The organism is Rhodanobacter sp. Col0626 (genome assembly GCF_049994385.1).
Classification (GTDB): domain Bacteria; phylum Pseudomonadota; class Gammaproteobacteria; order Xanthomonadales; family Rhodanobacteraceae; genus Rhodanobacter.
Map to the genome: position 1 here is coordinate 2,530,734 of NZ_CP188260.1, position 23,127 is coordinate 2,553,860.

Genomic DNA, 23,127 nt, shown 5'->3' on the forward strand with positions numbered 1-23,127 from the left:
TTCCATGGTCGAATCAGGCCACCGATCCCGTCATGTCCGGAGCAACGTCATGAAGAAGACCACCGCCATCACCCTGCTTGCCGCCACGCTGATGCTGCTATGCGGCTGCGGTCCGGGCCAACCATCCACGGCCAGTCCGGCGGCCGCGCCGACGACGGCACTCAGCAAGTCCGGCAATGCAAGTGGCTCCGCCTACTCCGACGCAAAATACGGCTTCGCCATCGCGATTCCGGCTGGCATGCAACTGCGGCACGACTTCCAGCGCAGCTATCTCGGCGACGCCTCGTGGAAGGCTTTCGCCGGACCGGATGACCACGGCGCCCCGGTGTTAGCGTTGGTGCTGGACGGTTCCAACCAGATCACCGCCGCGGAACTGCGCATCGGCATTGGCACCGACAGCGATGCGCTGGCGCATTGCAGCGATGTACCGGCCAGCGGTGCGGCGCCGGCATCCGACACAACGACGCTGGCCGGCGTGCCGTTCACGCACTTCCACGCCGCCGACGCGGCGATGAGCCATTACCTGGAAGTGGAAAGCTATCGTGCCGTGCATGCCGGGCGTTGCTATGCGGTGGACCTGCTGCTCACCGGCACCCGGCCGGAAGTCTACGACCCGCCCGCCACGCCGCCGTTCGCCCGGACGGACGCGCAGCAGCGGCTGCACGAAGCGCTCAACGGTTTCCGATTTCTGCCCTAGCGAGCGCGGCGGCGCCGGCGGCGGCGACTTGCGCATCCTGCGTCGACTGCATGCCGGAGACGCCGATCGCACCGATCAGGCGGCCATCGACAATCAACGGAAGCCCGCCGTCCAGTGGCATCAGGTTGTGCATGCCGAGCAGTCGCAGGCCCAGGCTGCCGGAGGCGACCGCATCCTCGAAGATCTTGCTGGGGCGGCGGAAATTCACCGCCGTCTCGGCCTTGGCTTGCGCCACCGGCACACTGCCATGCTGGGCTTGGTCAAGCGCGTGCAGCATCACCAGCTGGCTGCCGCTGCCGACGATGGCGATCACCATCGACCAATCATGCGCGATGGCTTCCGCCTCGGCGGCAGCCATCACGGCGCGGGCCTGGTCGAGCGTGATCGGCGCGCCATAAGGAAGCGTCATCGCGCGGTCTCCGTGGACGAGGCAAGAGTGAAGTCCGCCTGCTGCGCCGGATCCATCCACAGCGGCGGCGCATAGCCGGCCGGCTTGTCGCCGACGCCGACGCCACCCTGCAAGCCAGCCTGTTGCGCCGGTTCGAAGAAGCTGTAGGGGAATTGCGAGGGCAACGCGGAAACCGCATCCAGCGCATGCATGACCTCGTCCGCCAGGGGACGATCGAGTGCGGCGAGGTTGTCCTCGAACTGCACCAGGTTGCGCGAACCGAGGATGACCGCAGCCAATCCGGGCTGGCGTGCCGCCCACTGGATCGCCACCTGCGCCATGCTCAGGCCGCTTTCGCGCGCCACCTGCTCGACCGCGCCGACGATGGCCCAGTTGCGTGGGGTGAACTTGTCCGCCAACGACGGCAAGCCCATCGACTTGACCGTCTGCAGGCGGCCCTCGCCTTCACCATCGTGACCGGCCTCGCTGGGCCGGTACTTGCCGGACAGCAGGCCCATCGCCAGCGGACTCCAGGCGGTGATGCCCATGCCAAGTTCCTGTGCCAGCGGCACGTATTCGCGCTCGATGTTGCGCTCGGCCAGCGAGTACTGCAGTTGCATGTTGATCAGCGGATGCAGGTGATGCGCGCGCGCCAGTGTCTGGATCTGCGCGGCATACCACGCCGGCACATCGGACAGGCCGGCATGGCGGATCTTGCCCGCGCGAACCAGGTCGTCCAGCGTCTGCAGCACTTCCTCGGCCGGGGTGATCCGGTCCCAGGTATGCAGCAGATAAAGATCGATGTAATCGGTGCGCAGGCGACGCAATGAGCCCTCCACCGCGCGCAGGATGTTCTTGCGACCGTTGCCGCCGGCGTTCGGGTTGCCGGGCTCGGCGTTGTAGCTGAACTTGGTGCTCAGCACCACGCGATCACGGCTGCCGCTGTCGGCGATGAACTGGCCGAGCAGGCGTTCGCTGCTGCCTCCAGTGTAGAGGTCGGCGGTGTCGATGAAGTTGCCACCGACCGCCAGATAACGATCGAACATCGCGCGGGCCGTGTCTTCCGCCGCGCCCCAGCCCCAGTCGTCGCCGAACGTCATCGTGCCGAGCGCGAGGCGGCTGACGCGCAGGCCGGAGCGGCCGAGGGTGTAGTACTGGTCGAGCGACATGGCGGGACTCCTTCAAGGGGAATGGCGCAAAGTCTGCGCCTTGCCATTGCACGAAAAAATACCGATCCTCTACATGCTTTATGAAGCTGGACTAATCAATGATCGATGATCACAGCCCCGCCCTGCGCGCGTTCCATGCCATTGCCCGTTACGGGAGCTTCACCCGTGCCGCGGCCGGGTTGGAGGTGACGCCATCGGCGCTGAGCCAGACCATGCGCCAGCTGGAACAGCGCCTCGGCGTGCGCCTGCTGCAGCGAAGTACCCGCAAAGTTGGCCTGACCGAGGCGGGACGGCTGTTCCTGGACCGCATCACGCCGGCCCTGGCTGAAATCGATGGCGCCGTGGAAGCCTTGCGCCAGCATGGCGATCGCCCTGCCGGCACCCTGCGCATCACCGCGCCCTACAGTTTGCTCGACCAGCTGGTCGCACCGATGATCGCGGATTTCCTGCGCGCCTATCCCGAGGTGACGCTGGACCTGATCGCCGAAAGCGCACTCACCGACCTGGTTGCCGACGGCGTGGATGCGGGCATCCGTCTCGGCGAACGGCTGGCGCGCGACGTGGTGGCCATACCGCTGGGCGGTCCCCAGCGCGCCTTGGTGGCTGGCGCACCGGCATATTTCGCGCGGCACGGCCGGCCGCAGCATCCGCGCGAACTGCAACAACACGCCTGCGCACGCTTTCGCTACAGCACCAGCGGCGCCATCTACCGCTGGGAATTCGCCCACAAAAGCGGCGCGCAGCGTGGCCGTTGGTTCGAAATCGACGTGACCGGGCCGTTCATCGTGAACGACCCTGTCCTGCAGATCCACGCCGCGCTGGATGGCCTGCTGCTGGTGCATGCGCTGGAACCGATGGTGCGCGAACACGTCGCCGCCGGACGGTTGCAGACCGTGCTGGATGCCTGGCTGCCACCGTTCGACGGCTTCTACCTGTATTACCCGAGCCGGCTGCAGGTGCCACCGAAACTGCGCGTGTTCATCGACTTCCTGCGCGAACGGCTGGAACCCTCGGCCTGACGCTGCCGGACGTCAGCGATAGCGCCAGTGTCCCTCAACCCATACATGCCGCGGCGCCCAATAGCCCGGCACCCAGACGCGGGCGCTCGCGTGAACGGGTGCCACCACGCGAACATGACGGACCGGGCGCGGCGGCGCCACGATGCAACCGGCAAGGGAAACGCTGCCGACCAGCAGCAACGTGGTGGCGGTGAGGCGGGAGATCACTCGACGCATGGGACACTCCTGTGGGGATGTGTCACCAAGAACGTGCGCGAATTTCTTTCGATGACACGAACGCCAACCGTCGATGGTTGCCGTTCATCAAGATCATCCGTCGCTGAATAATCGCGCTTTCAGTTCCAGCGACCGGCGCTGCCGCCCAGACTGAAACGGCCGGCCCCGAGCAGCGCGATGGCCAGCGCCGTGCCCAGGAACATGCCCTGCAGCTCCAGCGCCCAGCCACCGGTATCGTTGAGCGAGGCGAACTGGGTCATGTGCACCAGCGAGATCGCCACGACCATGTTGACCGCGATGATCAGCGCGCCGACCCGCGTCCAGTAACCGAGCAACAGCAGAAGCGGCGCGACCACCTCGCCGACGTAGACCCCGTAGGCCAGGAATGGCGACAGTCCGGCAGCGGTCACCACGCCGATGATGTAACCCGGGCCGTGGATCAGTTTGGACACGCCGTGGAACAGGATCAGCACACCCAGTACAACGCGAAGCACCAGCTTGCCCAGATCGTTGGAACCCTGCATGGAATTCTCCCGCGATGACCCAAGGAGCCGTCCGCGAAGACGGCGCGCACTGCCGGCACAATCTAGCCTCATTTACGGTCGGCCGGAACTTTAGCCAAACTTCAGCCAGCGGCATCCGCCTGGACCAGCGGCAAGCTGAGCCACACCTCCAGGCCGCCACCATCGCGATTGCCGGCAAGGATCTCGCCGCCATGAATCTTCATCACGCGCTGCACGATGGCCAGGCCGAGTCCATGTCCCTCGGCCCTTACCGCATTGCTGCCCCGAAAGAACGGCCGGAACAACGAGGCCAACTCAGCCTCGGGCACACCCGGCCCGCGGTCGCGGACAGTCAGCTCGGCGCCGTGTTCACCCTTGCTCACCGACAGCTCCACCGCGCCGCCTTCGGGACTGAACTTGATGGCGTTGGCGATCAGGTTGTCCACCGCACGCTCCAGCAACTGCACGCTGCCGAACACCCACACCGCTCCATCGGAAGGGATCAGCTGCAACACGATCCGGCGCGCATGGGCTTCGATGTCGGCCTGTTCCAGGCATTCGCGTGCCAGCTCGACGAGATCGAGATTTTCGCAATTCATGCCGGGAATGCCGCCTTCCAGACGCGACAACGCAAGCATTTCGCCGGTCATGCGATCCAGTCGCGAAATTTCCGTCTCGGCCTGCTGGAAATACGCATCGGCGGCGGCCGTGCCGTTGCTGCGCTGGGCCAGCTCCAGGATCAGGTGCAACCGCGCCAGCGGCGAACGCAACTCGTGCGAGAGATCCTGCAGCACGCGGCGATCGTGTGCGACCAACGCCTCGATGCGTTCGGCCATGGCGTCGAAGTCGTAGGCGAGCTGGGCCAGTTCGTCGTGCGCCATGCCGGGGGGCCGACCGACCCGGGTGGAAAGCTCGCCCGCCGCCATGCGCCGGGTCGCATCACGCAGCGCGCCGACCGGCCGCGCCACGCTGCGCGCCACCCACCAGCCGACCAGCCCGATGAACAACAGCGACAACGACAGCTGGATGCCCAGCAGGATCTTTTCCCGGCTCTGCTGGCGCAGCCGCGTATGGGTCCGGCTCAGCGCCACCAGCTCGCGTACCTGCCCCTTGCCGCCAACCACCTGCTGTACGGAGAGATACAGGCCTGGGCGCGGCTGCAGCAGGATGTCCCGCCCGGCATCGAACCAGGCCGGCAGCGATTTCTGGATGGACAGCGGCAACCGGACTGGCGACAGCGCCTGGCCGTTTTCGTAGAGGGTGGCCTCGAGGATGCCCTGATGCCGCTGCCGCTTCACCCACTCGGTGAGCGCATTCGCGCCACCGGCGTCGTAGCTCTGGTTCGCATCCTGTGCCAGCGCCACCCAGTTGATCTCCACCGCCGTGGTGTATTCAACGAAACGCCGCGCCAGAAATCCACCAAGAAAAAGCACCAGCAAGTTCGCCAGGCAGAACCAGATCAGCAGGCGCCAGTAGATCGAACTGCGGAACGGGCTCACGACGCACCCGCGGTCAGCAGGTAACCGGAGCCACGGACGGATTCGATGCGCGGTGCCTGCGCTGATGCTTCGCCCAACTTGTGACGCAGGCGGCTCACATGGACATCGATGCTGCGATCGAAGCGCTCCAGCTCGCGGCCCAGGGCGATGCGGGTGAGCGACGCCTTGTCGACCAGCTCGCCGGCGCGTTGCGCCAGCGCCAGCAGCAGCATGAACTCGGCACCGGTCAGGGTGAGTTCTTGTTCCTCGATGAAAGCCCGACGGTCACCCGGTTGCAGGCGCAGCGTGCCGACCTGCAGATTCGCGGCGTTAGCCGGCGTATTTCGCCGCAGTTGCGCGCGCACCCGTGCCAGCAGTTCGCGCGGCAGGCAGGGTTTGGCCAGGTAATCATCGGCGCCCAGTTCCAGGCCGATCACCCGGTCCACCGGCTCGCCCTTGGCGGACAGCATGATCACCGGCAGGCGATGTTGCATGCGCAGCTCGCGCAATGTATCCAGGCCATCGCGGCCGGGCATCATCACGTCGAGGATCAACAGATCGGGCCGCGATGCCTGGTTGCGCAGCTGCGCCAACGCACTTTCGCCATCGTGGGCGACATCCACCACGAAACCTTCGCGCTGCAGGTAATCGGCCAGCAGCGCGCACAGGGCGCGATCATCGTCGACAATCAATATCCGGGGCATGGCGGCTGGTTGCATGACTTCCATTCAATCGGTGCGGCGGGACGGACACCACGAGCTTAGGGATGCCCCGACCCAATCAGGGCATCCTTTACGCATCTTTACCTTCCGGCAAAGAACATACACGCGCCAATATCGTCAAATGAGTTGCAAGTCCTCCACCCACCACACAGAGGTATCACTCATGCGCAAGAACATCACCCTCGGCCTGATCCTGACTTCGGCCATGGCCTTCGGCGCGTTCGCCGTCGCCGCTCCTGCGGGCCCGGCTGGCGGTCCGCATGGCCATCATTCGCACCGCCATGGCCAGGACATGGGCTTCAGGAAACTCAACCTCACCGATGCGCAGCGCGCCAGCGTCAAGCAGATCATGCACACCAGCTTCGCGCAGAACAAGACGCAATGGCAGGCATTGCGCCAGCAGCGCAGCGCCTTTGGATCGATGACGCCCGACCAGGTGGGCTACCAGGCCGCCGCCGCCCGACTGGCACAGGCCGAAGGCGATGCCACCAAGGTCCGCGTGCAGCAGAAGGCCAACGTGCGGGCGCAGATCTACGCGGTGCTGACTCCGGCACAGAAGGCGCAGATGGCGACCATGCGTGCACAGAAGCAGGCCCGCAGGGAGCAGTGGAAGCAGTTCCGCACCGAGCATCCGGCAGCATCGCAGGCAACCCCTGCCGCCCAGTAATCGACTGTTGAAGTCGGATAACAACCGCTGCGCCAGCCATCGTGCTGGCGCAGTTTTTTTGGCACGGCGGAATCAGCGTGAAGCCAGCGCAGCCACCGTGGCGCGGTAACGCTCCGCAATCCTCTGCTCATCGCGGTGCTGGAAGGCACGCACCTGCCAGCGCCCACCCGCCATCACGTCGCGCACCAGTGGGGTATTGCCGGCGAACAGGAAGCTGTCGAGCAGCGAACGCTCGTCACGCGCCATCAGCAAGGGCGAGGTGTCATCCAGCACGATCAGGTCAGCACGCGCGCCCTCGCGCAAGTCGCCGATGGGCAGGCCAGAAGCCTGCGCGCCACCGCGCAACGCCGCGCGCCACAACGTCTCGCCCACACTGTCGCCCTCATGCCGTGCCGCGATGTTGCGATGGCGCGTCTGCAGCCGCTGGCCGTACTCGAGCCAGCGCAGCTCCTCCACCGGCGATATCGAAATGTGCGAATCCGAACCGATGCCCAACGCGCCGCCGGCGTCCTGATAATCGGCGAGCGGAAACAGACCATCGCCGAGATTTGCCTCGGTCGTGGGACACAAACCGGCCACCGCACCGCTGCGGGCGAGCTGGCCGCACTCCGCTTCGGTCAGATGGGTGGCGTGCACCAGGCACCAGCGCGCATCGACGTCGGCATGCGCGAACAGCCACTCGACCGGTCGGGCACCACGCGTGGCCAGGCAGTCCTGCACCTCACCGACCTGTTCTGCGATATGGATATGGATCGGACAGGTTTTGGCGATGTCGCTGGCGAGCACCTCGCGCATGGCCTGCTCCGGAACCGCGCGCAACGAATGCAGCGCGATGCCGATGCGCAGGTCATCGCCCTCATGCCGTCGCAGCGTATCCAGCAGGCGCAGATAGCCTTCCACATCATGGCCAAACCGGCGCTGGCGCGGGCTGAGTGCGCGGCCGTCGAAACCACCACTGATGTACAGCACCGGCAACAGGGTCAGTCCGATGCCGGCCTCACGAGCGGCTTCGATCAACGCCAGCGACATCGCTTCCGGCTGCGCATACGGCGTGCCGTCGGGCTGGTGATGCAGGTAGTGGAATTCGCAGACATGGGTGTAGCCGGCCTTGAGCATCTCGACGTAGAGCTGAGCGGCGATCGCCTTGAGCTCATCCGGACCGATGGCGGCGGCAAACGCATACATCGTCTCGCGCCAGCTCCAGAAACTGTCGTCGCTGCGACCCTTGCGCTCGGCAAGGCCGGCCATCGCGCGCTGGAACGCATGCGAATGCAGATTCGGCATGCCGGGCAACACCCACTGCCCGATCGACTCCCCGGCATCGGCCTTCGACGCATGCAGGCGTCCCTCGGCGTCCACCTCCAGTGCGGCATCGGCTTGCCAGCCATCGGTGCGCCATAACCGGGTCGCCGTGAAGTGGCTGCCACCAGTGCTGTTGCTCATGGACCGGACTCCCGTGGACGATGGCGCAGTGTAACCGGCGGATGAATTCGCCTTCACTCGTACGTCTTTCGGGCTATGCATAATCACGCCATGACCAAGAAAATCAGCGAGAACACCCCGAAACTTCTGCTGCGCCAGGCCGTTCTCGGCGATGTGCCGCAGCTGGCCGACCTGACCGCCCGGATCTACTCGGAGGAATGGGGCCATTCGATGGAGATGCTGCGCTCCCAGCAGACCCACTTTCCCGAGGGCCAGTTCGTGGTCGAGTACGAGGGCGTGATCGTCGGCTATTGCGCGACGTTCCGCATCGACGAAGCCACGGCATTGGCGCCGCATACCTGGATGCAGATCACCGGCGGCGGCATGGCCTCGCGGCACAAGCCCGATGGCAACTGGTTGTATGGCATGGAAGTGGTGGTACATCCGGATTATCGCGGCATGCGCATCGGCCAGCGCCTTTACCACGCACGCAAGCGCCTCTGCATGGACCTGAAGCTGCGCGGCATCGTGTTCGGCGGACGCATTCCCGGGCTTGCGAAAAACCTCACCCGCTACGGCAGCGCCGAGGCGTATGTGCAGGCCGTGGTGGAGGGCAAGCGGCGGGATCTCACGCTGAGCTTCCAGCTGTCGAACGACTTCGAAGTGATCGGCGTTCTGCGCGCGTACGTACCGTCCGACCATGAGTCGCTCGGTTACGCGGTGCATCTGGCGTGGCGCAACCCGCGCCTGCTCGACCAACCGGATGTGCCGTCGATTCCCTCACCGCAACGGCTGCCCGATTCGGTGAGGGTTGCCTCCGTGCAGTACCAGCAGCGCCGCATCACCTCGTTTGACGAATTCGCCACCCAGATCGAATACTTCACCGACATCGCCGCCGATTACAGCGCCGACTTCGTCACCTTTCCCGAACTGATCACGCTGCAGTTGCTGTCGATCGAGAACACCGAGCTTTCGCCGGTGGAGTCGATCCGCAAACTCAGCCAGTACACGCCGCAGGTGAAGGAGCTGTTCAGTCGTCTGGCGGTGCACTACAACATCAACATCATCGCGGGCACGCATCCGACCGAACAGGCCAACGGCGACATCCACAACGTCTGTTATGTCTGCCTGCGCGACGGCTCGCTCCACGAGCGCGAGAAGCTGCACCCCACGCCCAGCGAACGCAACGTGTGGAACATCAGCGGCGGCGACAGTGCCGCGACGATCCTCACCGATTGCGGCCCGATCGGCGTGATGATCTGCTACGACTCGGAGTTTCCGGAAGTGGCGCGACACCTGGTCGATCAGGGCGCCTTGATCCTGTTCGTGCCGTTCTGCACCGACGTGCGCGAAGGCTACCTGCGCGTGCGCTATTGTTCGCAGGCGCGCGCCATCGAAAACCAGTGTTACGTGGTGCTGTCCGGCAATGTCGGCAACCTGCCCGGCGTCAACAATTTCGATATCCAGTACGGCCAGAGCTGCATCCTCACGCCCAGCGATTTCGGCTTTGCCCGCGATGGCGTCGCCGCCGACTCCACCCCGAACATCGAAACCGTGTTGTTCGCGGACCTGCGTCTGGAAGGCCTTGCCCGCGCGCGCAACGCCGGCGCGGTGACCAACCTGAAGGATCGCCGCTTCGATCTTTACGAAACCCGCTGGCGGCCACGCTGAGCCACCCCTTGCAAGAGCGAATTCAGTCGCGATGCTTCTTCGTTGGAGCCCGCAAACAAGGGCATCGCGACTGAAGTCGCTCCTGCAATCCTCGCAATCCTCCGCGATCCTGCAATCCTGGCGGCGACGTCTGCGATAATCACGGCATGTCCGAGTCGTCCGAACCTGTATCGAAATCGTCGAACCCGCGCCTGCAGGCGTTGCTCGGCCACGAGTTTTTCGCGCCACATCACTGGAAACGCCGCCTCGTGCTCTGGGTTGGCGCGGTGCTGGTGGCCCTGGCGGCGATCCTGTTTGCCAAGGCGAGCGTGTGGTCGTATCAGGTGTTTTTGCACATCCTCGGCTACGGCAGCTGGATTCCGCTGATTCTTACGCCGGTGGTATTCGGATTGCTCGCCTGGGTTACCGAAGGACGCCTGCGGGCTACCCGTGGCAGCGGCATTCCCCAGGTGATCGGCACGCTGCATATCGAGGACGAGGGCTTTCGCGCGCGGATGCTGTCATTGCCCATTGCGGCCGGCAAGATGTTGCTGACGCTGATCTCGCTGGCCGTCGGCGCCTCGATCGGCCGAGAGGGGCCGACCGTGCACGTCGGCGCCGCACTGTTCTATTCGATCGGCCGGCGCTTCGGCTTCAACGATCCCAAAGCCGCTTCGCGTTTCATCCTTGCCGGTGGTGCAGCCGGCATCGCGGCGGCGTTCAATACGCCACTGGCGGGCGTGGTGTTCGCGATCGAGGAACTGGCCGGCACTTTCGAGCATCGCTTTAGCGGCCTGTTGCTGACCTCGGTGATCATCGGCGGCGTGGTTTCACTCGGCATCATGGGCAACTACTCGTATTTCGGTGAAGTCGATGCCAGCTTGCCGCTGGGTCATGCGTGGCTCGCCGTCCTGCTCACCGGCATCATCTGCGGATTGCTCGGCGGCCTGTTCGCACGACTTATCCTGCTCAGCCGAAATGGCCCGCTGGCCTATGTTGGACGCCTGCGCGCGCGACAGCCGGTATGGTTTGCAGTGGGGTGCGGCCTGGCGCTGGCGCTGCTGGGCCTGTGCTCGCACAACACCATCTACGGCACCGGTTACGACCAGGCCCGCGCGATCGTGCAGGATGCCGTCAACACGCCGGGACAAAGTTTCGGCATCGCCAAACTGCTGGCCAATGTGGTGTCGTACTGGGCGGGGATTCCTGGCGGCATCTTCTCGCCAGCGCTGGCGGTCGGTGCCGGACTGGGTCAGAACATTGCGCATTTCCTGCCGGGCGCACCCGCCGCATCGGTCGTGCTGCTGGGCATGAGCGCGTACCTGGCTGGCGTCACCGGTGCGCCGCTGACCTCGGCCGTGATCGCCATGGAGTTGACCGATAACCAGGACATGGTGATCCCGATCATGGCCGCCTGCCTGCTCGCCCGCGCGGCGGCATCGCTGTTCTGCCCCACCCCGGTCTACCGCGATTTCGCCGAACGCATGGTGCAGGATTTCGAGCAGCAACAAGCAAAGCACGCCGTGGGCAACGAAATCGTCTACGAACTGGCCGAGGAATCAATCGACGAAGCGGACAACCAGCCACCTCCCGCCGGCCCCACCAGTGCGTTCGACGAGCCTGCCGCGCCAACCGAGATCCCGCCACCCGGCCATTCTTGAGCACCACGATGGAGTCACCCTTCCCATGAGCGAACATCGCTGGGACCGACTGCTGCTGAACGCCACGCTGGCGACCTTTGCCGGTGACATGCCTTACGGATTGATCGAGCACGGCGCCATCGCGCTACATCGCGGCCACATCGCCTGGGTCGGCCCCATGGACGACCTGCCCGATGCACCCGATGCACTGGCCAGCAGGGTCGAATCGCTCGACGGTGCGCTGGTCACGCCAGGGCTGATCGACTGCCATACCCACCTGGTGTTCGGTGGCGATCGCGCGCACGAATTCGACCTGCGCCTCAACGGCGCCAGCTACGAGGACATCGCCCGCGCCGGCGGCGGCATTGTTTCCAGCGTCAACGCTACCCGCACGGCCAACGAGGAATCCCTGTTTGTGCAGTCACTGCCGCGCGCCAAGGCGTTGCTGGCTGACGGCGTGACCACGCTGGAGATCAAATCCGGTTATGGACTGGACCTGGAAAGCGAACGCCGCATGTTGCGTGTGGCCCGGCGCATCGGCCGCGAACTCGGCATCACCGTGCGCACCAGTTTTCTCGGTCTGCATGCGCTGCCGCCGGAATATCGAGAACGTCGCGATGACTACGTGACGCTCGTCTGCGACGACATCCTGCCGGCACTGGCCGCCGAGAAACTGGTCGATGCGGTGGACGCGTTCTGCGAAACCATCGGCTTCAGCCGCGAGGAAACGCGCCGCGTGTTCGAACGGGCAAAGCAACTCGGCCTGCCGGTGAAGCTGCATGCGGAGCAGCTATCGGACATGGACGGTGCCGCGCTGGTCGCGGAATTCGGTGGCCTTTCGGCCGATCACCTGGAACACCTGAGCGAGTCCGGCGTCGCGGCGATGGCCGCCGCGGGCACCGTTGCGGTGCTGCTGCCCGGCGCATTCTATGCGCTGCGCGAAACGAAGCTGCCACCGATCGATCTTCTGCGCCAACATCGCGTACCCATGGCGATCGCCACCGATTGCAATCCCGGCACGTCGCCACTGCTGTCGCTGCGGCTGGCCGCCGGCATGGCCTGCACGCTGTTCCGGCTCACGCCCGAGGAAGCGCTTCGTGGGGTGACCGTGCATGCCGCCCGCGCACTCGGGCTGGATGATCGCGGCACGCTGGCGATCGATCAGCGTGCGGACCTTGTCGTGTGGCGCGCAAGGCATCCCGCCGAGCTGTGTTACTGGATCGGCGGCGAGCTAGTGCGCGAGATCTGCATCGGCGGCGAATCAGCGGCGCGGTAACAGCTCGATCCGCCCGACCAGGTCGTCGAAGAAAGCAGACGGCAGTTCGGCTTGCACCGGCACCCGCCACCAATCCGGCTGCGCGAAGCGCAGGCACTTCACCGCGTCCTTGTCGGTCATCAAAACCGGCAGGCCATCGGCAAAGTCCAAGTCCGTCGCCACGAAATCATGATGATCGGAGAAAGCATGTTCGATCGGCTCGATGCCGGCAGCGCGCAGGCTCTCGAAGAAACGTCGCGGATGGCCGATCGCCGCTACCGCATGCACGCGGCGACCACGAAACCCAGCCAGCGGCTGGATGCTTCCGCTTTCCAGCGCAACCACCTCACTGCCGCGCAACTGCATGGGATATTCGCCGGTTTCGGCGACACCGCCATTGCATACGCGCAGATCCACTCGCTGCAATCGGCTCATCGGCTCGCGCAACGGCCCCGCTGGCAACAGCCGTCCATTGCCGAAACGGCGCGCCCCGTCGATCACGCAGATTTCCACGTCGCGTGCCAGCGCGTAATGCTGCAGGCCGTCGTCGGCCACCAGCACATTGCAACCGGCGTCGATCAATAGCTGCGCTGCCGCAGGGCGATCGCGCCCCACGGCCACCGGCGCACCACTGGCGTGGATCAGGCATGGTTCGTCGCCGACCTGTGCTGGATCCGGCGACTCGCCAAGCAGCAGCGGCTCGCGCTGGCGGCCGCCATAACCGCGGCTGACCACGCCGGGCCGATAGCCGCGCGCACGCAGTGCCTCGACCACGGCGATCGTCAATGGCGTCTTGCCGGTCCCGCCTACGCTGAGGTTGCCAACGACGACAACCGGCACCGGCAGCCGCACGCTGCGTAGCCAGCCGATCAGATAAAGCGCGCCGCGCAGGCGGATCACGCCGCCGTAAAAAGCTGCCAGCGGTGACGTCCACCACGGTGCACGGCCTGCGCCGTACCAGGCTGACTCGAGCGTATCGATCAGCGCCATGGACGATCCTCAGTCGCTGCCTTGCCCGGCCACGAAATCGTGGAACTGCATACGATGCAGTGCGGCATAGTGGCCGTTCAGCGCGAGCAGTTCGGCGTGGGTGCCGCGTTCGACGATGCGCCCCTGATCCATCACCGCGATCTGCTCGGCACTCTCGACAGTGGACAGTCGGTGGGCGATCACCAGCGTGGTGCGATCCTTCATCAGACGCTGCAACGCCTGCTGGATCAGCCGTTCGGATTCGGTATCCAGCGCGCTGGTTGCCTCGTCCAGCACCAGGATCGGCGCATTCTTGAGGATCGCGCGGGCAATCGCGATGCGCTGGCGCTGGCCGCCGGACAGCATGTTGCCGCTTTGCCCGATCTGGGTATGGATGCCCTGCGGCATGCGTGCGATGAACTCCATCGCATTGGCGGCCTCGGCGGCGGCGACGATGTCCGCTTCGCTTGACCCGGCCAGTTCGCCATAGGCGATGTTGTTGGCCACGGTGTCGTCGAACAGCACCACGCTCTGCCCCACCCACGCGATCTGCCGGCGCAACGAGGCCAGCAGGTAGTCCTGGTAGTCCTCACCGTCCAGCACGATGCGGCCGGAACTCGGCACATAGAAGCGCGGCAACAGACTGACCAGAGTGCTCTTGCCACTGCCGGAACGGCCGACCAGCGCGGTCACGGTTCCCGGAGCGCAATGCAGGTCGACCCCGCGCAAGGCTTCGAACTCGCCGCGCGGATAGACCATGCGGACATTCTCGAACCGGATCTCCCCTCGCGTACGCACGATGTCGCGGCGGCCCGAGTCGGTTTCCGGTGGCAGGTCGATGATGTCGAACAGGTCGGTGGCGGCGGACAGGCCGCGCTGGATGTTCGCCTGCACCGTCGTCAGCCGTTTCAGCGACGGCATCATCGTACCCATCGCGGTCAGCACGGCGACAAATACGCCCGGCGAAATGCCGTCGATCACCGCCGGGCGCGTCCCGAGGTACACCAATGCCGCCAGCGCGCATGCCGCCACGGTCTGGATCGCGGTGCTCGAGGTGGCGTTGGTGGCGGCGATCTTCAGGTTGAGCCGCTTCGCGCGCTGGGTCACTTCGTTGAAACGCGTGGCTTCATGCGGCTGGCCGCCGTAGATGCGTACTTCGCGGTGCGCGCCGACCGACTCCTCCACCGTGCCGGTGACCGAACCCATCATGCCCTGGATGCGCCGGCTGATCTGTCGATAGCGGCGGCTGACCACCGTGGCGATCAAGGCGATTGCCGGCACCATGATCAGCAGCGCCATGGTCAGGTAAGCGCTGTAAAACAGCATCACGTAGAGGCTGCCGATCACGGTGACGCCTTCGGTCACCACGATCTTCACCGCATCGGTGGATGCCGAGGCAACCTGCTCGCTGGTGTAGGTGATGCGCGAAACCTGATGGCCGGAGGCTTCGGCACCGAAGAATGCCGCGGGCAATCGCAGATAGGCCGCAAACACATCGCGCTGCATCACTTGCACCACGTTGCGCCCGATATAGGCAATGCCGTAGCTGCTCACGAAGGTGCCCACGCCACGCACGGCGAAGATCGCGATGATCCAGATCGGCATCCAGAAGATCAGGTAGGGGTCCTTCTTCGCGAACAGCTGGTCGATCAGCGGCTGCAGCAGCTTGGTGAACACCACCAGGGCGCCACCGTCCACCGCCATGCCGACCAGGGTGACCAGGCCGATCATCCAGTAACGACGGGTGTAGCCGAGCAGTCGCTTGTAGGTCCGCCAGCTTTCGGCATCCCAGACGCCGCCTTTCTGGCTGCTCACGGCTGGCTGCCCGGCTTGCTTGGCGTGGTGGCGATCGACAAGCGGGTGAAACCGAGCTGGCCCAGCGCATCCATCGCGGTGACCACGTCCTGGTGTGGCGTCATCGCATCGGCGCGGATCGTCACCTGGCGCTCGCGATCATCGCCGGCGTTGCGCGCGATGGTCTGCTTGAGCGGTTCGATGCCCTCGCCCAGCACTTCGTCGCTGCCCACATAGAAGCGGCCGTCACGGTCGATCATGACGGTCAACGCCGGGGCATTCATGTCGCGGTCCTGCGTGCTGGCCTGCGGCAGGGTCACCTGCAGGCGCGAGTGCTGCACGAAGGTGCTGGTCAGCACGAAGAACATCAACAGGGTCAGCAGCACGTCGATCAACGGAATCACGTTGATCTCGAAGTCGTCCTGGCGGCGGTCGTTGCCGATACGCATCGGGGTGCTCTCAGCCCGCGCTCGGCGCGGCCGCGGCCGGCGCACGCCGGGCACGTGCCGGGGCGGGCGCTGCGGTCAGGGTCAGGTCGTCGAGCAAGGCGGTCGCCTGTTTTTCCATCTCCACGCAATAACCGGCCACGCGCGAACGGAAGTAGCGGTGCAGCACATACGCCGGAATCGCCACGGTCAGGCCTGACGCGGTGCAGATCAGTGCCTCGCCGATGCCGCCGGCCATCTTGGCCGGATCGCCGATGCCGCCAGCCATTACTTCCATGAACATGCGGATCAGGCCGATCACCGTACCGAACAGGCCGAGCAGCGGACCGATCAACGCGATCGTACCGAGCGTATTGAGGTAGCGCTCCATCCGATGGATCACATGCCGACCGGTGTCCTCGATGCGTTCCTTGATCAGCTCGCGCGGCTGCCTGCGCACAGCCAATGCGGCGGCCAGCAATTCGCCCAGTGGCGAGCCGTTCGCCAGCGTGTCGAGATGACCCGGGTCGAGTTGGCCGGAACGCGCCCACTGGCGCACTTCCTCGCCCAGGCCAGGCGGCAATACCGACTTGCGGCGCAAGGTCCAGCAACGCTCCAGCACGATCGCCAGGGCCACCGCCGAACAGATCAGGATGGGCACCATCGCCCATCCGCCAGCCATCAGAATTTCCAGCACGCTTGGACCCCATGCACGATCCGACAAGAAGCGCGCATGATAGCAGTCCCACCCCGCGGTACTGCGGTACGCGTGGCACAACCGGCGTCATTCCCGCCAGTAGCGCGATTGCTGCTGGCGCCAGCCCCGGCCACGGCTGGGCGGCGCATCGGCGGGGAAATTCAGCGGAATCGCCCCTTCCATGGCGGTATTGAATACCGGTACGTGGGCGCGGGCATAACGCGCCAGCACCTCCGGTTTCGGGTGCCCGAAGTGGTTGTGCCAGCCCGCCGAAACCACCGCCAGTGGCGGCCGTATCGCGTCGATGAACGCGTCGCTGGAAGAGGTCTTGCTGCCATGGTGCGGCACCAGCAGGAGTGTCGACGGCCCGGGACCCAGCGCGGCGGCCACCGATGGCTCCATCCGCGAGCTGATGTCGCCGGTCATCAACAGACGGCCGTGGCGTCCTTCCACCAGCAGCACACAGGAGCTGTCGTTGTCCCGATCGCCTTCGCCGGCAGTCGGACTCAATACCCTGAAAGACACGCCGTCCCATTGCCATGATTGTCCGGCCATGCACTGGCGCATCGGAATATGCATCCGCGAGGGCTCGCCGGCATACCGTGACGCTTGCGGAAAGGCAGCCGCCACGGCCCCGGCGCCACCGGCGTGATCGTTGTCACCATGACTGATCATCAGCATGTCCAGACGATCGAGACCCAGCGCATGGATCGACGGCAAGACCACGGCCTCGCCCAGGTCGAAACCGGACGGAAAACGTGCACCGGCGTCGTACACCAGCACGTGCCCTCGCGTGCGGACGAGCACCGACAAACCCTGCCCCACATCCAGTACCCAAACCTGGAACCCGCCCTCCGCCGGCAGCAGGCGCGCCGGCCACAACAACGGCAGAAACAGCAGCAGACCCAACCAGCGCAGCGGCAAACCGCGCGGCAGGAACATCCACAGCGCGCCAAACAAGGCCAGCAACAGCGCATGCGGCTGAATGGCCGGCAGATACCATTGCGCGCCTGGCCAGGTCGCCATGCGTTCCAGCAACCACCACTGCGCGTGCGCGATCCGCGCGGCCAGCCAAAACGCCGGCATGGCCAGTGGTGGACACAGCCCCAGCGAGAGCGTGCCGAACAGAACGCACGGAACGACCACGAAGCTGATCAGTGGCACCGCGATCAAATTGGACAGCGCGCCCACCAGCGAGGCCTGGCCGAAGAACCACATCGTCAGCGGCAACAACGCCACCGTCATCACCAACTGACCGGCCGACAGTTCATGCAGGAACGCGCGCAACCCGCGCCCGCGTGCCTGCAGGCAGAGCATCAGAAACGACACGCCGACGAACGAGAGCCAAAAGCCAGCCGCCAGCACAGCCAGCGGATCGATCAGCAGGATCGCGATCATCGCCAGTGCCAGCGATTGGGCGCCGCTGCTGCCGCGTCGACTGCAACGAGCCAGGGTAACCACCGCAATCATCAACAGCGTACGTACGGTGGGCAGGCCGAACCCGGCCAGCGCGCTGTAAGCGCCGGCTACCAGCAAGGCGGTCGCCGCCTGGGCCTGCACCCGTGGCAGTCGCAAGCCCAGGCGCGGCCACAGCGCGTAGGCAAGCATCGCCAGCCAGACGCCGAACACCGCCGCTACACCGACGTGAAAGCCCGAGATCGCGATCAGGTGGGATACGCCATTGGCCCGCGCCACAGCCCAGTCCTGCTGAGTCAGGCCGCGGGTGTCGCCCACCGAGAACGCCTGCAACAACGCCGCGTCATGCGGATCGTGCACGCGAACGGCAATACCCCTGGCCACCGCATCGCGTACGCCATCGACACACCAGAGCGTGGCATCCAGCGGCCTGTTGGCGGGATCGTCGCGTACGTAGCCGGTGGCGACGATGCCGCGTTCCAGCGCCGACCGCTCGCTGTCGGCGCCGCCGGGATCGAGCAATCCGCGTGGCCGCTTCAGGCGCAGCAGCAGCCTCCAGCGAGTGCACGGTTGCAACGCTGGTGCGCCGTCATACCAGGACACCGTCAGGAGCCCGTGCAGGGCTGTCGGCTGGCCGTCCAGAGTGGCGCTTTCCACGCGCAGGCTGAAGCTGCTGGCGTCCGTGCGCGCCAGCGGCAGATCGGCGATCGTGCCGATTACCATGAAGTCGCGGCCTTCCAGTTCCCGCGGCAATCGTGCGTCCATGGCCAAGCCACCGCGCCACACCGCCCAGGCGACGCCGAAGAGCATGCAGGCAAGCCAGCGCCAACGCGGGCAGCGCCAGGCCAATAATGCGGCAGCCAACGACAACAAGCCCACGCACCAGCGAGGTGGCAACTGCGGCCACCACTGCACCAGCAACACACCCGCCAGCAGCGCCGCAGCCATCTTGATCGCCGACAGTGGCGTCATGCCCCGTGCCTCAGTCCGTCCTGGAAGAGTCCGAGCCTAACGTGGCGGGTGCGGCGACGAAGATGAAAAATGCGTAGGCGTGCGCCGCGCGGATCGCGGACGCGCTACTCGCCAAGACCCTTTGCCTCTCCTGCAAGCAGGAGCAAGCGCTCAGACCCTCGGGCTTTCCTGCAGCACGCCGTTGTGCAATACCAGGGTGCGATCCATCCGCGCCGCCAGGCGTGTGTCGTGGGTGACCAGGATGAAACTGGTGCCGATTTCGTGGTTGAGCTCCAGCATCAGGGCGTAGACCTGTGCGGCGTTGCCTTCGTCGAGATTGCCGGTAGGCTCGTCACCCAGCACGCAGGCCGGCTTGGTCACCAGCGCTCGCGCCACCGCGCAACGCTGGCGCTCGCCGCCGGACAGCTCGGATGGTTTGTGATGCGTGCGCCCACCCAGACCGACTCGCTCAAGCAGGGCCGCGGCTTGCTGTTCGGCTTCGGCTATCGGCGTGCCGCGGATCAGCAGCGGCATGCACACGTTCTCCAGCGCGGTGAACTCGGGCAGCAGGTGATGGAACTGATAGATGAAGCCGAGCGAACGATTGCGCACGCGGCCACGTTCGGCATCGGACAGTTTCGACAGCACACGACCGTCGACCTCCACTTCGCCGGCGGTGAGCGTGTCCAGGCCACCGATGATGTGCAGCAAGGTGCTCTTGCCCGAACCGGAAGCGCCGACGATCGCCATCGTCTCGCCGCGCTTCAGGGTAAAGCTGACGTCGCTCAGCACCTCGGTGCGCAAGCCGCCTTCGTCGTAGGTCTTGGCGACGTGGCTGGCACGCAGCACGTTTTCGCCAGCTTGATGGGTAGCGTTCGGGTTCATGACGGTCTTATTCATAGCGCAATGCCTGCGCCGGCTGCGTGCGCGATGCGCGCCACGCGGGATAAAGGGTGGCCAGCAGCGAGAAGGTAAAGGTGAGCAACGCCACCCAGCCCACGTCGTGCCACTCGAGTCGGCTAGGCACCTCGCTGATGTAGTAGACGTCGGGCGACAGGAAGGTGACGTGGAAGGTGTGCTCGATCCATTTGATGATCCCCGGCAACTTCCATGACAGCAGCGAGCCCAACCCCACGCCGAAACCGATCCCCACGAAGCCCACCAGAACGCCCTGCACCATGAACATGCCCATGATGCTGCGCGGCGTGGAGCCCAGCGTGCGCAGGATCGCGATGTCGGCCTGCTTGTCGGTCACCAGCATCATCAACATCGAGATCAGGTTGATCACCGCGACCAGGATGATCAGCGACAGGATGATGAACATCACCATCTTTTCCATCGACAACGCAGCGAACAGGTTCGCGTTGGTGTCCATCCAGGTCTGCACCCGGTAGACCTGGCCCAGCTGGTTGGCGAGCTGGGTAGCGACCGGGCGCGCATTGAACAGGTCGTCCAGGCGCAGGCGGATGCCGGTCGGGCCGCTGAGGTCGTTGAGCTTTTCGGCATCCGTCATATTGACCAGGGCCAGGCCGGAGTCGAACTGCTCCATGCCCAGTTCGAACGTGCCCACCACATGAAAGCTGCGCATCCGCGGCACGCTGCCCATCGGTGTGGCGCGCAGCTGCTGCACCGCCATGGTCACGCGGTCGCCGACGCCGACGCCGAGCGTCATCGCCAGCTCGCGGCCGAGAACGATGTTCCAGCTACCGGGAGTCAACTCATCGAGCTTGCCGTCGATCATGTGCTTGTTGATGTCGACGACTTTCGGCTCCTGCGTCGGCTCGATGCCGCGCACCAGCGCGCCGCTGGAACGACGTGCCAGCAGCATGGCCTCGGACTCGACATACGGCGCGGCACCGCGCACATGCGGGTTCGCTTCGGCGACCTTCAATGCCTGTGGCCAGTCCTGCACGCTTTCGCCGATACCGGAAACCGTGGCGTGCGAAATCGCGCCGAGAATGCGCGAACGCATCTGGTAGTCAAAACCGTTCATCACCGACATCACCGTGATCAACGCGATCACGCTGATCGCGATGCACACGATCGAAACGGTGGAGATGAACGAAATGAACTGATTGCGTCGCTTGGCGCGCGTATAGCGCAGGCCGATGAAAAGTTCGAGCGGTCGAAACATGGGCGGGTCGCTTGTGGGGGATCGCTGGGCGGGCGCCCGGTCGTCCATTATCAGGTATTCGATGGGACCGCGCTGGACGCGCTAAGTTGCCGCCGGATCACAGCCGCTGCAAGGCCTCGCCCGGCTGCATGGTCGCCAACCGCATGCGCAGACGGCGACGGATATCCGCGTCGCTGTTGTCCGGTGCAAGCAACAACGCTTGCACGCCCCGCTCCTCCGTCTTCAGACGCAACAGCACGAACGCACCAAGTACCCGGAACGAAGTCAACGTGGCGGGCACGTCTTCATGATCGATCAAACGCAATGTCCATGCGTTGTCGGCGCTCAGGCCGGCAGCGGCGACCGGCCCCGTGGCCAATTGGTACGCCGAATGCCACGTGGCCAGTGGCACCACCGTCAACAGCATCAACTTCAGCCCGATGCCCAGCGCGCTCAACCCGACGGCAAGCATCGCCAGCGCCGCGACCAGGAACAACACCCTGCGCAGCAGCCGTGATGGCCGGTATTCAAAGCCGATGGCGGGCGCGGATGTCATCGATGATCGCCTGCCAGTCCGCCCGCTCGGGACGGGAGTGGCCCATCACCCAGTCCCACAGGTCCGGGTCCTGCGCGTCGAGCAGTTCGTCGAATGCGTGTTGTTGCGCCTCGTCGGCGCTGGCAAAACGTTCGTCCAGCCAGCCGCCAAACAAGGCGTCCAATTCACGGGTGCCACGGCGGGTGCGCCAGCGCAGGCGTTTGACACGGGCGTCGTTCACAACTCGCGCGACCTTTCGCGCTGCTCCCTCTGCTCACGCGCGAAATCGGCATGGATCTGCGGCAGCGTCCGGTTCAATCCTTTGAACATGTGCTGATAAACCTTGGGCAGTCGCCCAAACAGCACGACCACCATCAGTTTCGGCAGGTACAGAACCCCGCTGACAAGAAAAAACCACGCAATCCACCGTGCAATCGCCAGGTCATCGTGGCGATGCGGCCACTGTTGCACCATCAAGCTGATGACAAGAGCCAGCCACAAGCAGAAAGCCAGCCGGGTCTTCCATGAGGCACGTGGCAGGGACAGCAGATTGAACATGGCGAGCATCCTATTCGCTGGAAAACGCAAACCTACGCCGAACGCCGCTCCACCATCAGCTTCTTGATCTCGGCAATCGCCTTGGCCGGATTCAGACCCTTCGGACAAGTACGCGTGCAGTTCATGATGGTGTGGCAGCGGTACAGCTTGAACGGATCTTCCAGATCGTCCAGGCGCGCACCGGTGTCCTCGTCGCGCGAGTCGACGATCCAGCGGTAGGCCTGCAGCAGGATCGCCGGGCCCAGGTACTTGTCGCCATTCCACCAGTAGCTCGGGCAGCTGGTCGAACAGCAGGCACACAGGATGCACTCATACAGACCGTCGAGCTTCTTGCGCTCCTCCGGCGACTGCAGGCGCTCCTTGTCAGGCGCCGGGCTCTGCGTGCGCAACCACGGTTTGATCGAGGCGAACTGGGCGTAGAAATGGGTCAGGTCGGGCACCAGATCCTTCACCACCGGCATGTGCGGCAGCGGATAGATCTTGACGTCGCCGGAAGCACATTCCTCGATGGCGCGCGTGCAGGCCAGCGTATTGGTGCCGTCGATGTTCATCGCGCACGAACCACAAATGCCTTCGCGGCAGGAGCGGCGCAGGGTCAGTGTGGGGTCGATCTCGTTCTTGATCTTCAGCAACGCGTCCAGGACCATCGGACCGCATGCGGCCAAATCGACTTCGTAAGTGTCGATGCGCGGGTTCTGCCCGTCGTCCGGCGACCAGCGGTAGATGCGGAAGGTACGCGGCTTCTTCGCATCCTTGGCCGGGTAGTGCTTGCCCGGCTGGATCTTGGAATTCTTCGGTAGCGAAAACTCTGCCATGTGCGGAACCCTTCAAATCTTCGTGTAG

At 65.0% G+C, this 23,127-nt stretch carries 24 protein-coding genes; 6 read left to right on the plus strand and 18 right to left on the minus strand.

All coding sequences use genetic code 11. From position 1 onward, the window contains the following. The first annotated feature begins 49 nt into the window (after nucleotides 1-49). Entirely contained in the window at nucleotides 50-697 is a 648-nt protein-coding gene (locus ACPPVV_RS10890) for a hypothetical protein (RefSeq protein WP_426699912.1), read from the plus strand. On the opposite strand, the gene ACPPVV_RS10895 is transcribed toward ACPPVV_RS10890, so the two are convergent. Then, nucleotides 672-1,106, minus strand: a complete 435-nt coding sequence (locus tag ACPPVV_RS10895) for a GlcG/HbpS family heme-binding protein (RefSeq protein WP_426699913.1) — start codon at nucleotides 1,104-1,106, stop codon at nucleotides 672-674. The two genes, ACPPVV_RS10890 and ACPPVV_RS10895, sit on opposite strands and share 26 nt — an antisense overlap. Further along, nucleotides 1,103-2,254: an aldo/keto reductase gene (locus ACPPVV_RS10900; protein ID WP_426699914.1), complete on the minus strand. Its 1,152-nt coding sequence runs from the start codon at nucleotides 2,252-2,254 to the stop codon at nucleotides 1,103-1,105. Before ACPPVV_RS10900 ends, ACPPVV_RS10895 begins: the two co-directional genes overlap by 4 nt. A 98-nt stretch (nucleotides 2,255-2,352) precedes the next feature. On the opposite strand from ACPPVV_RS10900, the gene ACPPVV_RS10905 reads away from it, so the two are divergent. Further along, nucleotides 2,353-3,273, plus strand: a complete 921-nt coding sequence (locus tag ACPPVV_RS10905) for a LysR family transcriptional regulator (protein WP_426699915.1) — start codon at nucleotides 2,353-2,355, stop codon at nucleotides 3,271-3,273. 12 nt (nucleotides 3,274-3,285) lie between these two features. Here ACPPVV_RS10905 and ACPPVV_RS10910 read toward each other — a convergent pair whose 3' ends face one another. The 4 genes from ACPPVV_RS10910 to ACPPVV_RS10925 all read right to left on the minus strand — a co-directional run bounded on the left by ACPPVV_RS10910 (nucleotide 3,286) and on the right by ACPPVV_RS10925 (nucleotide 6,174). Continuing rightward, a complete protein-coding gene (locus ACPPVV_RS10910; RefSeq protein WP_426699916.1) occupies nucleotides 3,286-3,489 on the minus strand; it encodes a hypothetical protein in 204 nt (67 codons plus the stop codon). Nucleotides 3,490-3,608: 119 nt separating this feature from the next. Beyond that, nucleotides 3,609-4,013: a DoxX family protein gene (locus tag ACPPVV_RS10915; RefSeq protein WP_426699917.1), complete on the minus strand. Its 405-nt coding sequence runs from the start codon at nucleotides 4,011-4,013 to the stop codon at nucleotides 3,609-3,611. A gap of 101 nt (nucleotides 4,014-4,114) precedes the next feature. Further along, a complete protein-coding gene (locus ACPPVV_RS10920; RefSeq protein WP_426699918.1) occupies nucleotides 4,115-5,491 on the minus strand; it encodes an ATP-binding protein in 1,377 nt (458 codons plus the stop codon). Then, the gene (locus tag ACPPVV_RS10925; RefSeq protein ID WP_426699919.1) at nucleotides 5,488-6,174 is read right to left on the minus strand and encodes a response regulator; all 687 of its coding nucleotides are present in this window, start codon (nucleotides 6,172-6,174) and stop codon (nucleotides 5,488-5,490) included. The genes ACPPVV_RS10920 and ACPPVV_RS10925 overlap by 4 nt, the downstream gene beginning before the upstream one ends. Nucleotides 6,175-6,355: 181 nt before the next feature. On the opposite strand from ACPPVV_RS10925, the gene ACPPVV_RS10930 reads away from it, so the two are divergent. Then, nucleotides 6,356-6,859 (plus strand): Spy/CpxP family protein refolding chaperone, encoded by a 504-nt coding sequence (locus ACPPVV_RS10930; RefSeq protein ID WP_426699920.1) that lies wholly within the window; start codon nucleotides 6,356-6,358, stop codon nucleotides 6,857-6,859. Nucleotides 6,860-6,931: 72 nt separating this feature from the next. On the opposite strand, the gene ACPPVV_RS10935 is transcribed toward ACPPVV_RS10930, so the two are convergent. Continuing rightward, nucleotides 6,932-8,302 (minus strand): formimidoylglutamate deiminase, encoded by a 1,371-nt coding sequence (locus tag ACPPVV_RS10935; RefSeq protein WP_426699921.1) that lies wholly within the window; start codon nucleotides 8,300-8,302, stop codon nucleotides 6,932-6,934. A 90-nt stretch (nucleotides 8,303-8,392) separates the two neighbouring features. Between ACPPVV_RS10935 and ACPPVV_RS10940 the strand changes: the two genes are divergently transcribed. The 3 genes from ACPPVV_RS10940 to hutI all read left to right on the plus strand — a co-directional run bounded on the left by ACPPVV_RS10940 (nucleotide 8,393) and on the right by hutI (nucleotide 12,847). Beyond that, entirely contained in the window at nucleotides 8,393-9,952 is a 1,560-nt protein-coding gene (locus ACPPVV_RS10940) for a GNAT family N-acetyltransferase (RefSeq protein ID WP_426699922.1), read from the plus strand. A gap of 146 nt (nucleotides 9,953-10,098) precedes the next feature. Beyond that, nucleotides 10,099-11,592, plus strand: a complete 1,494-nt coding sequence (locus ACPPVV_RS10945; RefSeq protein WP_426699923.1) for a chloride channel protein — start codon at nucleotides 10,099-10,101, stop codon at nucleotides 11,590-11,592. 25 nt (nucleotides 11,593-11,617) lie between these two features. After that, nucleotides 11,618-12,847 (plus strand): imidazolonepropionase, encoded by a 1,230-nt coding sequence (gene hutI, locus ACPPVV_RS10950; protein ID WP_426699924.1) that lies wholly within the window; start codon nucleotides 11,618-11,620, stop codon nucleotides 12,845-12,847. On the opposite strand, the gene lpxK is transcribed toward hutI, so the two are convergent. The 11 genes from lpxK to ACPPVV_RS11005 form a co-directional block, all read right to left on the minus strand. Then, entirely contained in the window at nucleotides 12,833-13,816 is a 984-nt protein-coding gene (gene lpxK / locus ACPPVV_RS10955; protein ID WP_426699925.1) for a tetraacyldisaccharide 4'-kinase, read from the minus strand. The genes hutI and lpxK overlap by 15 nt on opposite strands. Nucleotides 13,817-13,825: 9 nt before the next feature. Beyond that, nucleotides 13,826-15,526, minus strand: a complete 1,701-nt coding sequence (gene msbA / locus ACPPVV_RS10960) for a lipid A export permease/ATP-binding protein MsbA (RefSeq protein WP_426703219.1) — start codon at nucleotides 15,524-15,526, stop codon at nucleotides 13,826-13,828. A gap of 80 nt (nucleotides 15,527-15,606) precedes the next feature. Beyond that, nucleotides 15,607-16,038, minus strand: coding sequence for an ExbD/TolR family protein (locus ACPPVV_RS10965; RefSeq protein ID WP_426699926.1), 432 nt, complete (start codon nucleotides 16,036-16,038; stop codon nucleotides 15,607-15,609). A gap of 10 nt (nucleotides 16,039-16,048) precedes the next feature. Beyond that, nucleotides 16,049-16,696 carry a MotA/TolQ/ExbB proton channel family protein gene (locus tag ACPPVV_RS10970; protein ID WP_426699927.1) on the minus strand — a complete coding sequence of 216 codons (648 nt, stop codon included), beginning with the start codon at nucleotides 16,694-16,696 and terminating at the stop codon, nucleotides 16,049-16,051. A 102-nt stretch (nucleotides 16,697-16,798) separates the two neighbouring features. Further along, nucleotides 16,799-19,099, minus strand: a complete 2,301-nt coding sequence (locus ACPPVV_RS10975; RefSeq protein WP_426699928.1) for a DNA internalization-related competence protein ComEC/Rec2 — start codon at nucleotides 19,097-19,099, stop codon at nucleotides 16,799-16,801. A gap of 150 nt (nucleotides 19,100-19,249) precedes the next feature. Continuing rightward, on the minus strand, nucleotides 19,250-19,978 hold the full coding sequence (lolD, locus tag ACPPVV_RS10980) for a lipoprotein-releasing ABC transporter ATP-binding protein LolD (RefSeq protein WP_426699929.1): 729 nt from the start codon (nucleotides 19,976-19,978) through the stop codon (nucleotides 19,250-19,252). Then, complete coding sequence (locus ACPPVV_RS10985; RefSeq protein WP_426699930.1) at nucleotides 19,971-21,212, minus strand: lipoprotein-releasing ABC transporter permease subunit; 1,242 nt, start codon at nucleotides 21,210-21,212, stop codon at nucleotides 19,971-19,973. The genes lolD and ACPPVV_RS10985 overlap by 8 nt, the downstream gene beginning before the upstream one ends. Before the next feature lie 97 nt (nucleotides 21,213-21,309). Continuing rightward, nucleotides 21,310-21,747, minus strand: a complete 438-nt coding sequence (locus ACPPVV_RS10990; protein WP_426699931.1) for a protein YgfX — start codon at nucleotides 21,745-21,747, stop codon at nucleotides 21,310-21,312. Further along, nucleotides 21,719-21,967, minus strand: a complete 249-nt coding sequence (locus ACPPVV_RS10995; protein ID WP_426699932.1) for a succinate dehydrogenase assembly factor 2 — start codon at nucleotides 21,965-21,967, stop codon at nucleotides 21,719-21,721. Before ACPPVV_RS10995 ends, ACPPVV_RS10990 begins: the two co-directional genes overlap by 29 nt. Beyond that, entirely contained in the window at nucleotides 21,964-22,284 is a 321-nt protein-coding gene (locus tag ACPPVV_RS11000) for a hypothetical protein (protein ID WP_426699933.1), read from the minus strand. The genes ACPPVV_RS10995 and ACPPVV_RS11000 overlap by 4 nt, the downstream gene beginning before the upstream one ends. Nucleotides 22,285-22,316: 32 nt before the next feature. Then, the gene (locus tag ACPPVV_RS11005; protein ID WP_426699934.1) at nucleotides 22,317-23,099 is read right to left on the minus strand and encodes a succinate dehydrogenase iron-sulfur subunit; all 783 of its coding nucleotides are present in this window, start codon (nucleotides 23,097-23,099) and stop codon (nucleotides 22,317-22,319) included. Between the last annotated feature and the right edge of the window lie 28 nt (nucleotides 23,100-23,127).

Coding starts and splice junctions, on each gene's coding strand:
- ACPPVV_RS10890 (WP_426699912.1), top strand. CDS start 50: ATGAAGAAGACCACCGCCATCACCCTGCTTGCCGCCACGCTGATGCTG.
- ACPPVV_RS10895 (WP_426699913.1), bottom strand. CDS start 1,106: ATGACGCTTCCTTATGGCGCGCCGATCACGCTCGACCAGGCCCGCGCC.
- ACPPVV_RS10900 (WP_426699914.1), bottom strand. CDS start 2,254: ATGTCGCTCGACCAGTACTACACCCTCGGCCGCTCCGGCCTGCGCGTC.
- ACPPVV_RS10905 (WP_426699915.1), top strand. CDS start 2,353: ATGATCGATGATCACAGCCCCGCCCTGCGCGCGTTCCATGCCATTGCC.
- ACPPVV_RS10910 (WP_426699916.1), bottom strand. CDS start 3,489: ATGCGTCGAGTGATCTCCCGCCTCACCGCCACCACGTTGCTGCTGGTC.
- ACPPVV_RS10915 (WP_426699917.1), bottom strand. CDS start 4,013: ATGCAGGGTTCCAACGATCTGGGCAAGCTGGTGCTTCGCGTTGTACTG.
- ACPPVV_RS10925 (WP_426699919.1), bottom strand. CDS start 6,174: ATGCCCCGGATATTGATTGTCGACGATGATCGCGCCCTGTGCGCGCTG.
- ACPPVV_RS10930 (WP_426699920.1), top strand. CDS start 6,356: ATGCGCAAGAACATCACCCTCGGCCTGATCCTGACTTCGGCCATGGCC.
- ACPPVV_RS10935 (WP_426699921.1), bottom strand. CDS start 8,302: ATGAGCAACAGCACTGGTGGCAGCCACTTCACGGCGACCCGGTTATGG.
- ACPPVV_RS10940 (WP_426699922.1), top strand. CDS start 8,393: ATGACCAAGAAAATCAGCGAGAACACCCCGAAACTTCTGCTGCGCCAG.
- ACPPVV_RS10945 (WP_426699923.1), top strand. CDS start 10,099: ATGTCCGAGTCGTCCGAACCTGTATCGAAATCGTCGAACCCGCGCCTG.
- hutI (WP_426699924.1), top strand. CDS start 11,618: ATGAGCGAACATCGCTGGGACCGACTGCTGCTGAACGCCACGCTGGCG.
- lpxK (WP_426699925.1), bottom strand. CDS start 13,816: ATGGCGCTGATCGATACGCTCGAGTCAGCCTGGTACGGCGCAGGCCGT.
- msbA (WP_426703219.1), bottom strand. CDS start 15,526: ATGATCGGCCTGGTCACCCTGGTCGGCATGGCGGTGGACGGTGGCGCC.
- ACPPVV_RS10965 (WP_426699926.1), bottom strand. CDS start 16,038: ATGCGTATCGGCAACGACCGCCGCCAGGACGACTTCGAGATCAACGTG.
- ACPPVV_RS10970 (WP_426699927.1), bottom strand. CDS start 16,696: ATGGCTGGCGGATGGGCGATGGTGCCCATCCTGATCTGTTCGGCGGTG.
- ACPPVV_RS10975 (WP_426699928.1), bottom strand. CDS start 19,099: ATGACGCCACTGTCGGCGATCAAGATGGCTGCGGCGCTGCTGGCGGGT.
- lolD (WP_426699929.1), bottom strand. CDS start 19,978: ATGAATAAGACCGTCATGAACCCGAACGCTACCCATCAAGCTGGCGAA.
- ACPPVV_RS10985 (WP_426699930.1), bottom strand. CDS start 21,212: ATGTTTCGACCGCTCGAACTTTTCATCGGCCTGCGCTATACGCGCGCC.
- ACPPVV_RS10990 (WP_426699931.1), bottom strand. CDS start 21,747: ATGACATCCGCGCCCGCCATCGGCTTTGAATACCGGCCATCACGGCTG.
- ACPPVV_RS11000 (WP_426699933.1), bottom strand. CDS start 22,284: ATGTTCAATCTGCTGTCCCTGCCACGTGCCTCATGGAAGACCCGGCTG.
- ACPPVV_RS11005 (WP_426699934.1), bottom strand. CDS start 23,099: ATGGCAGAGTTTTCGCTACCGAAGAATTCCAAGATCCAGCCGGGCAAG.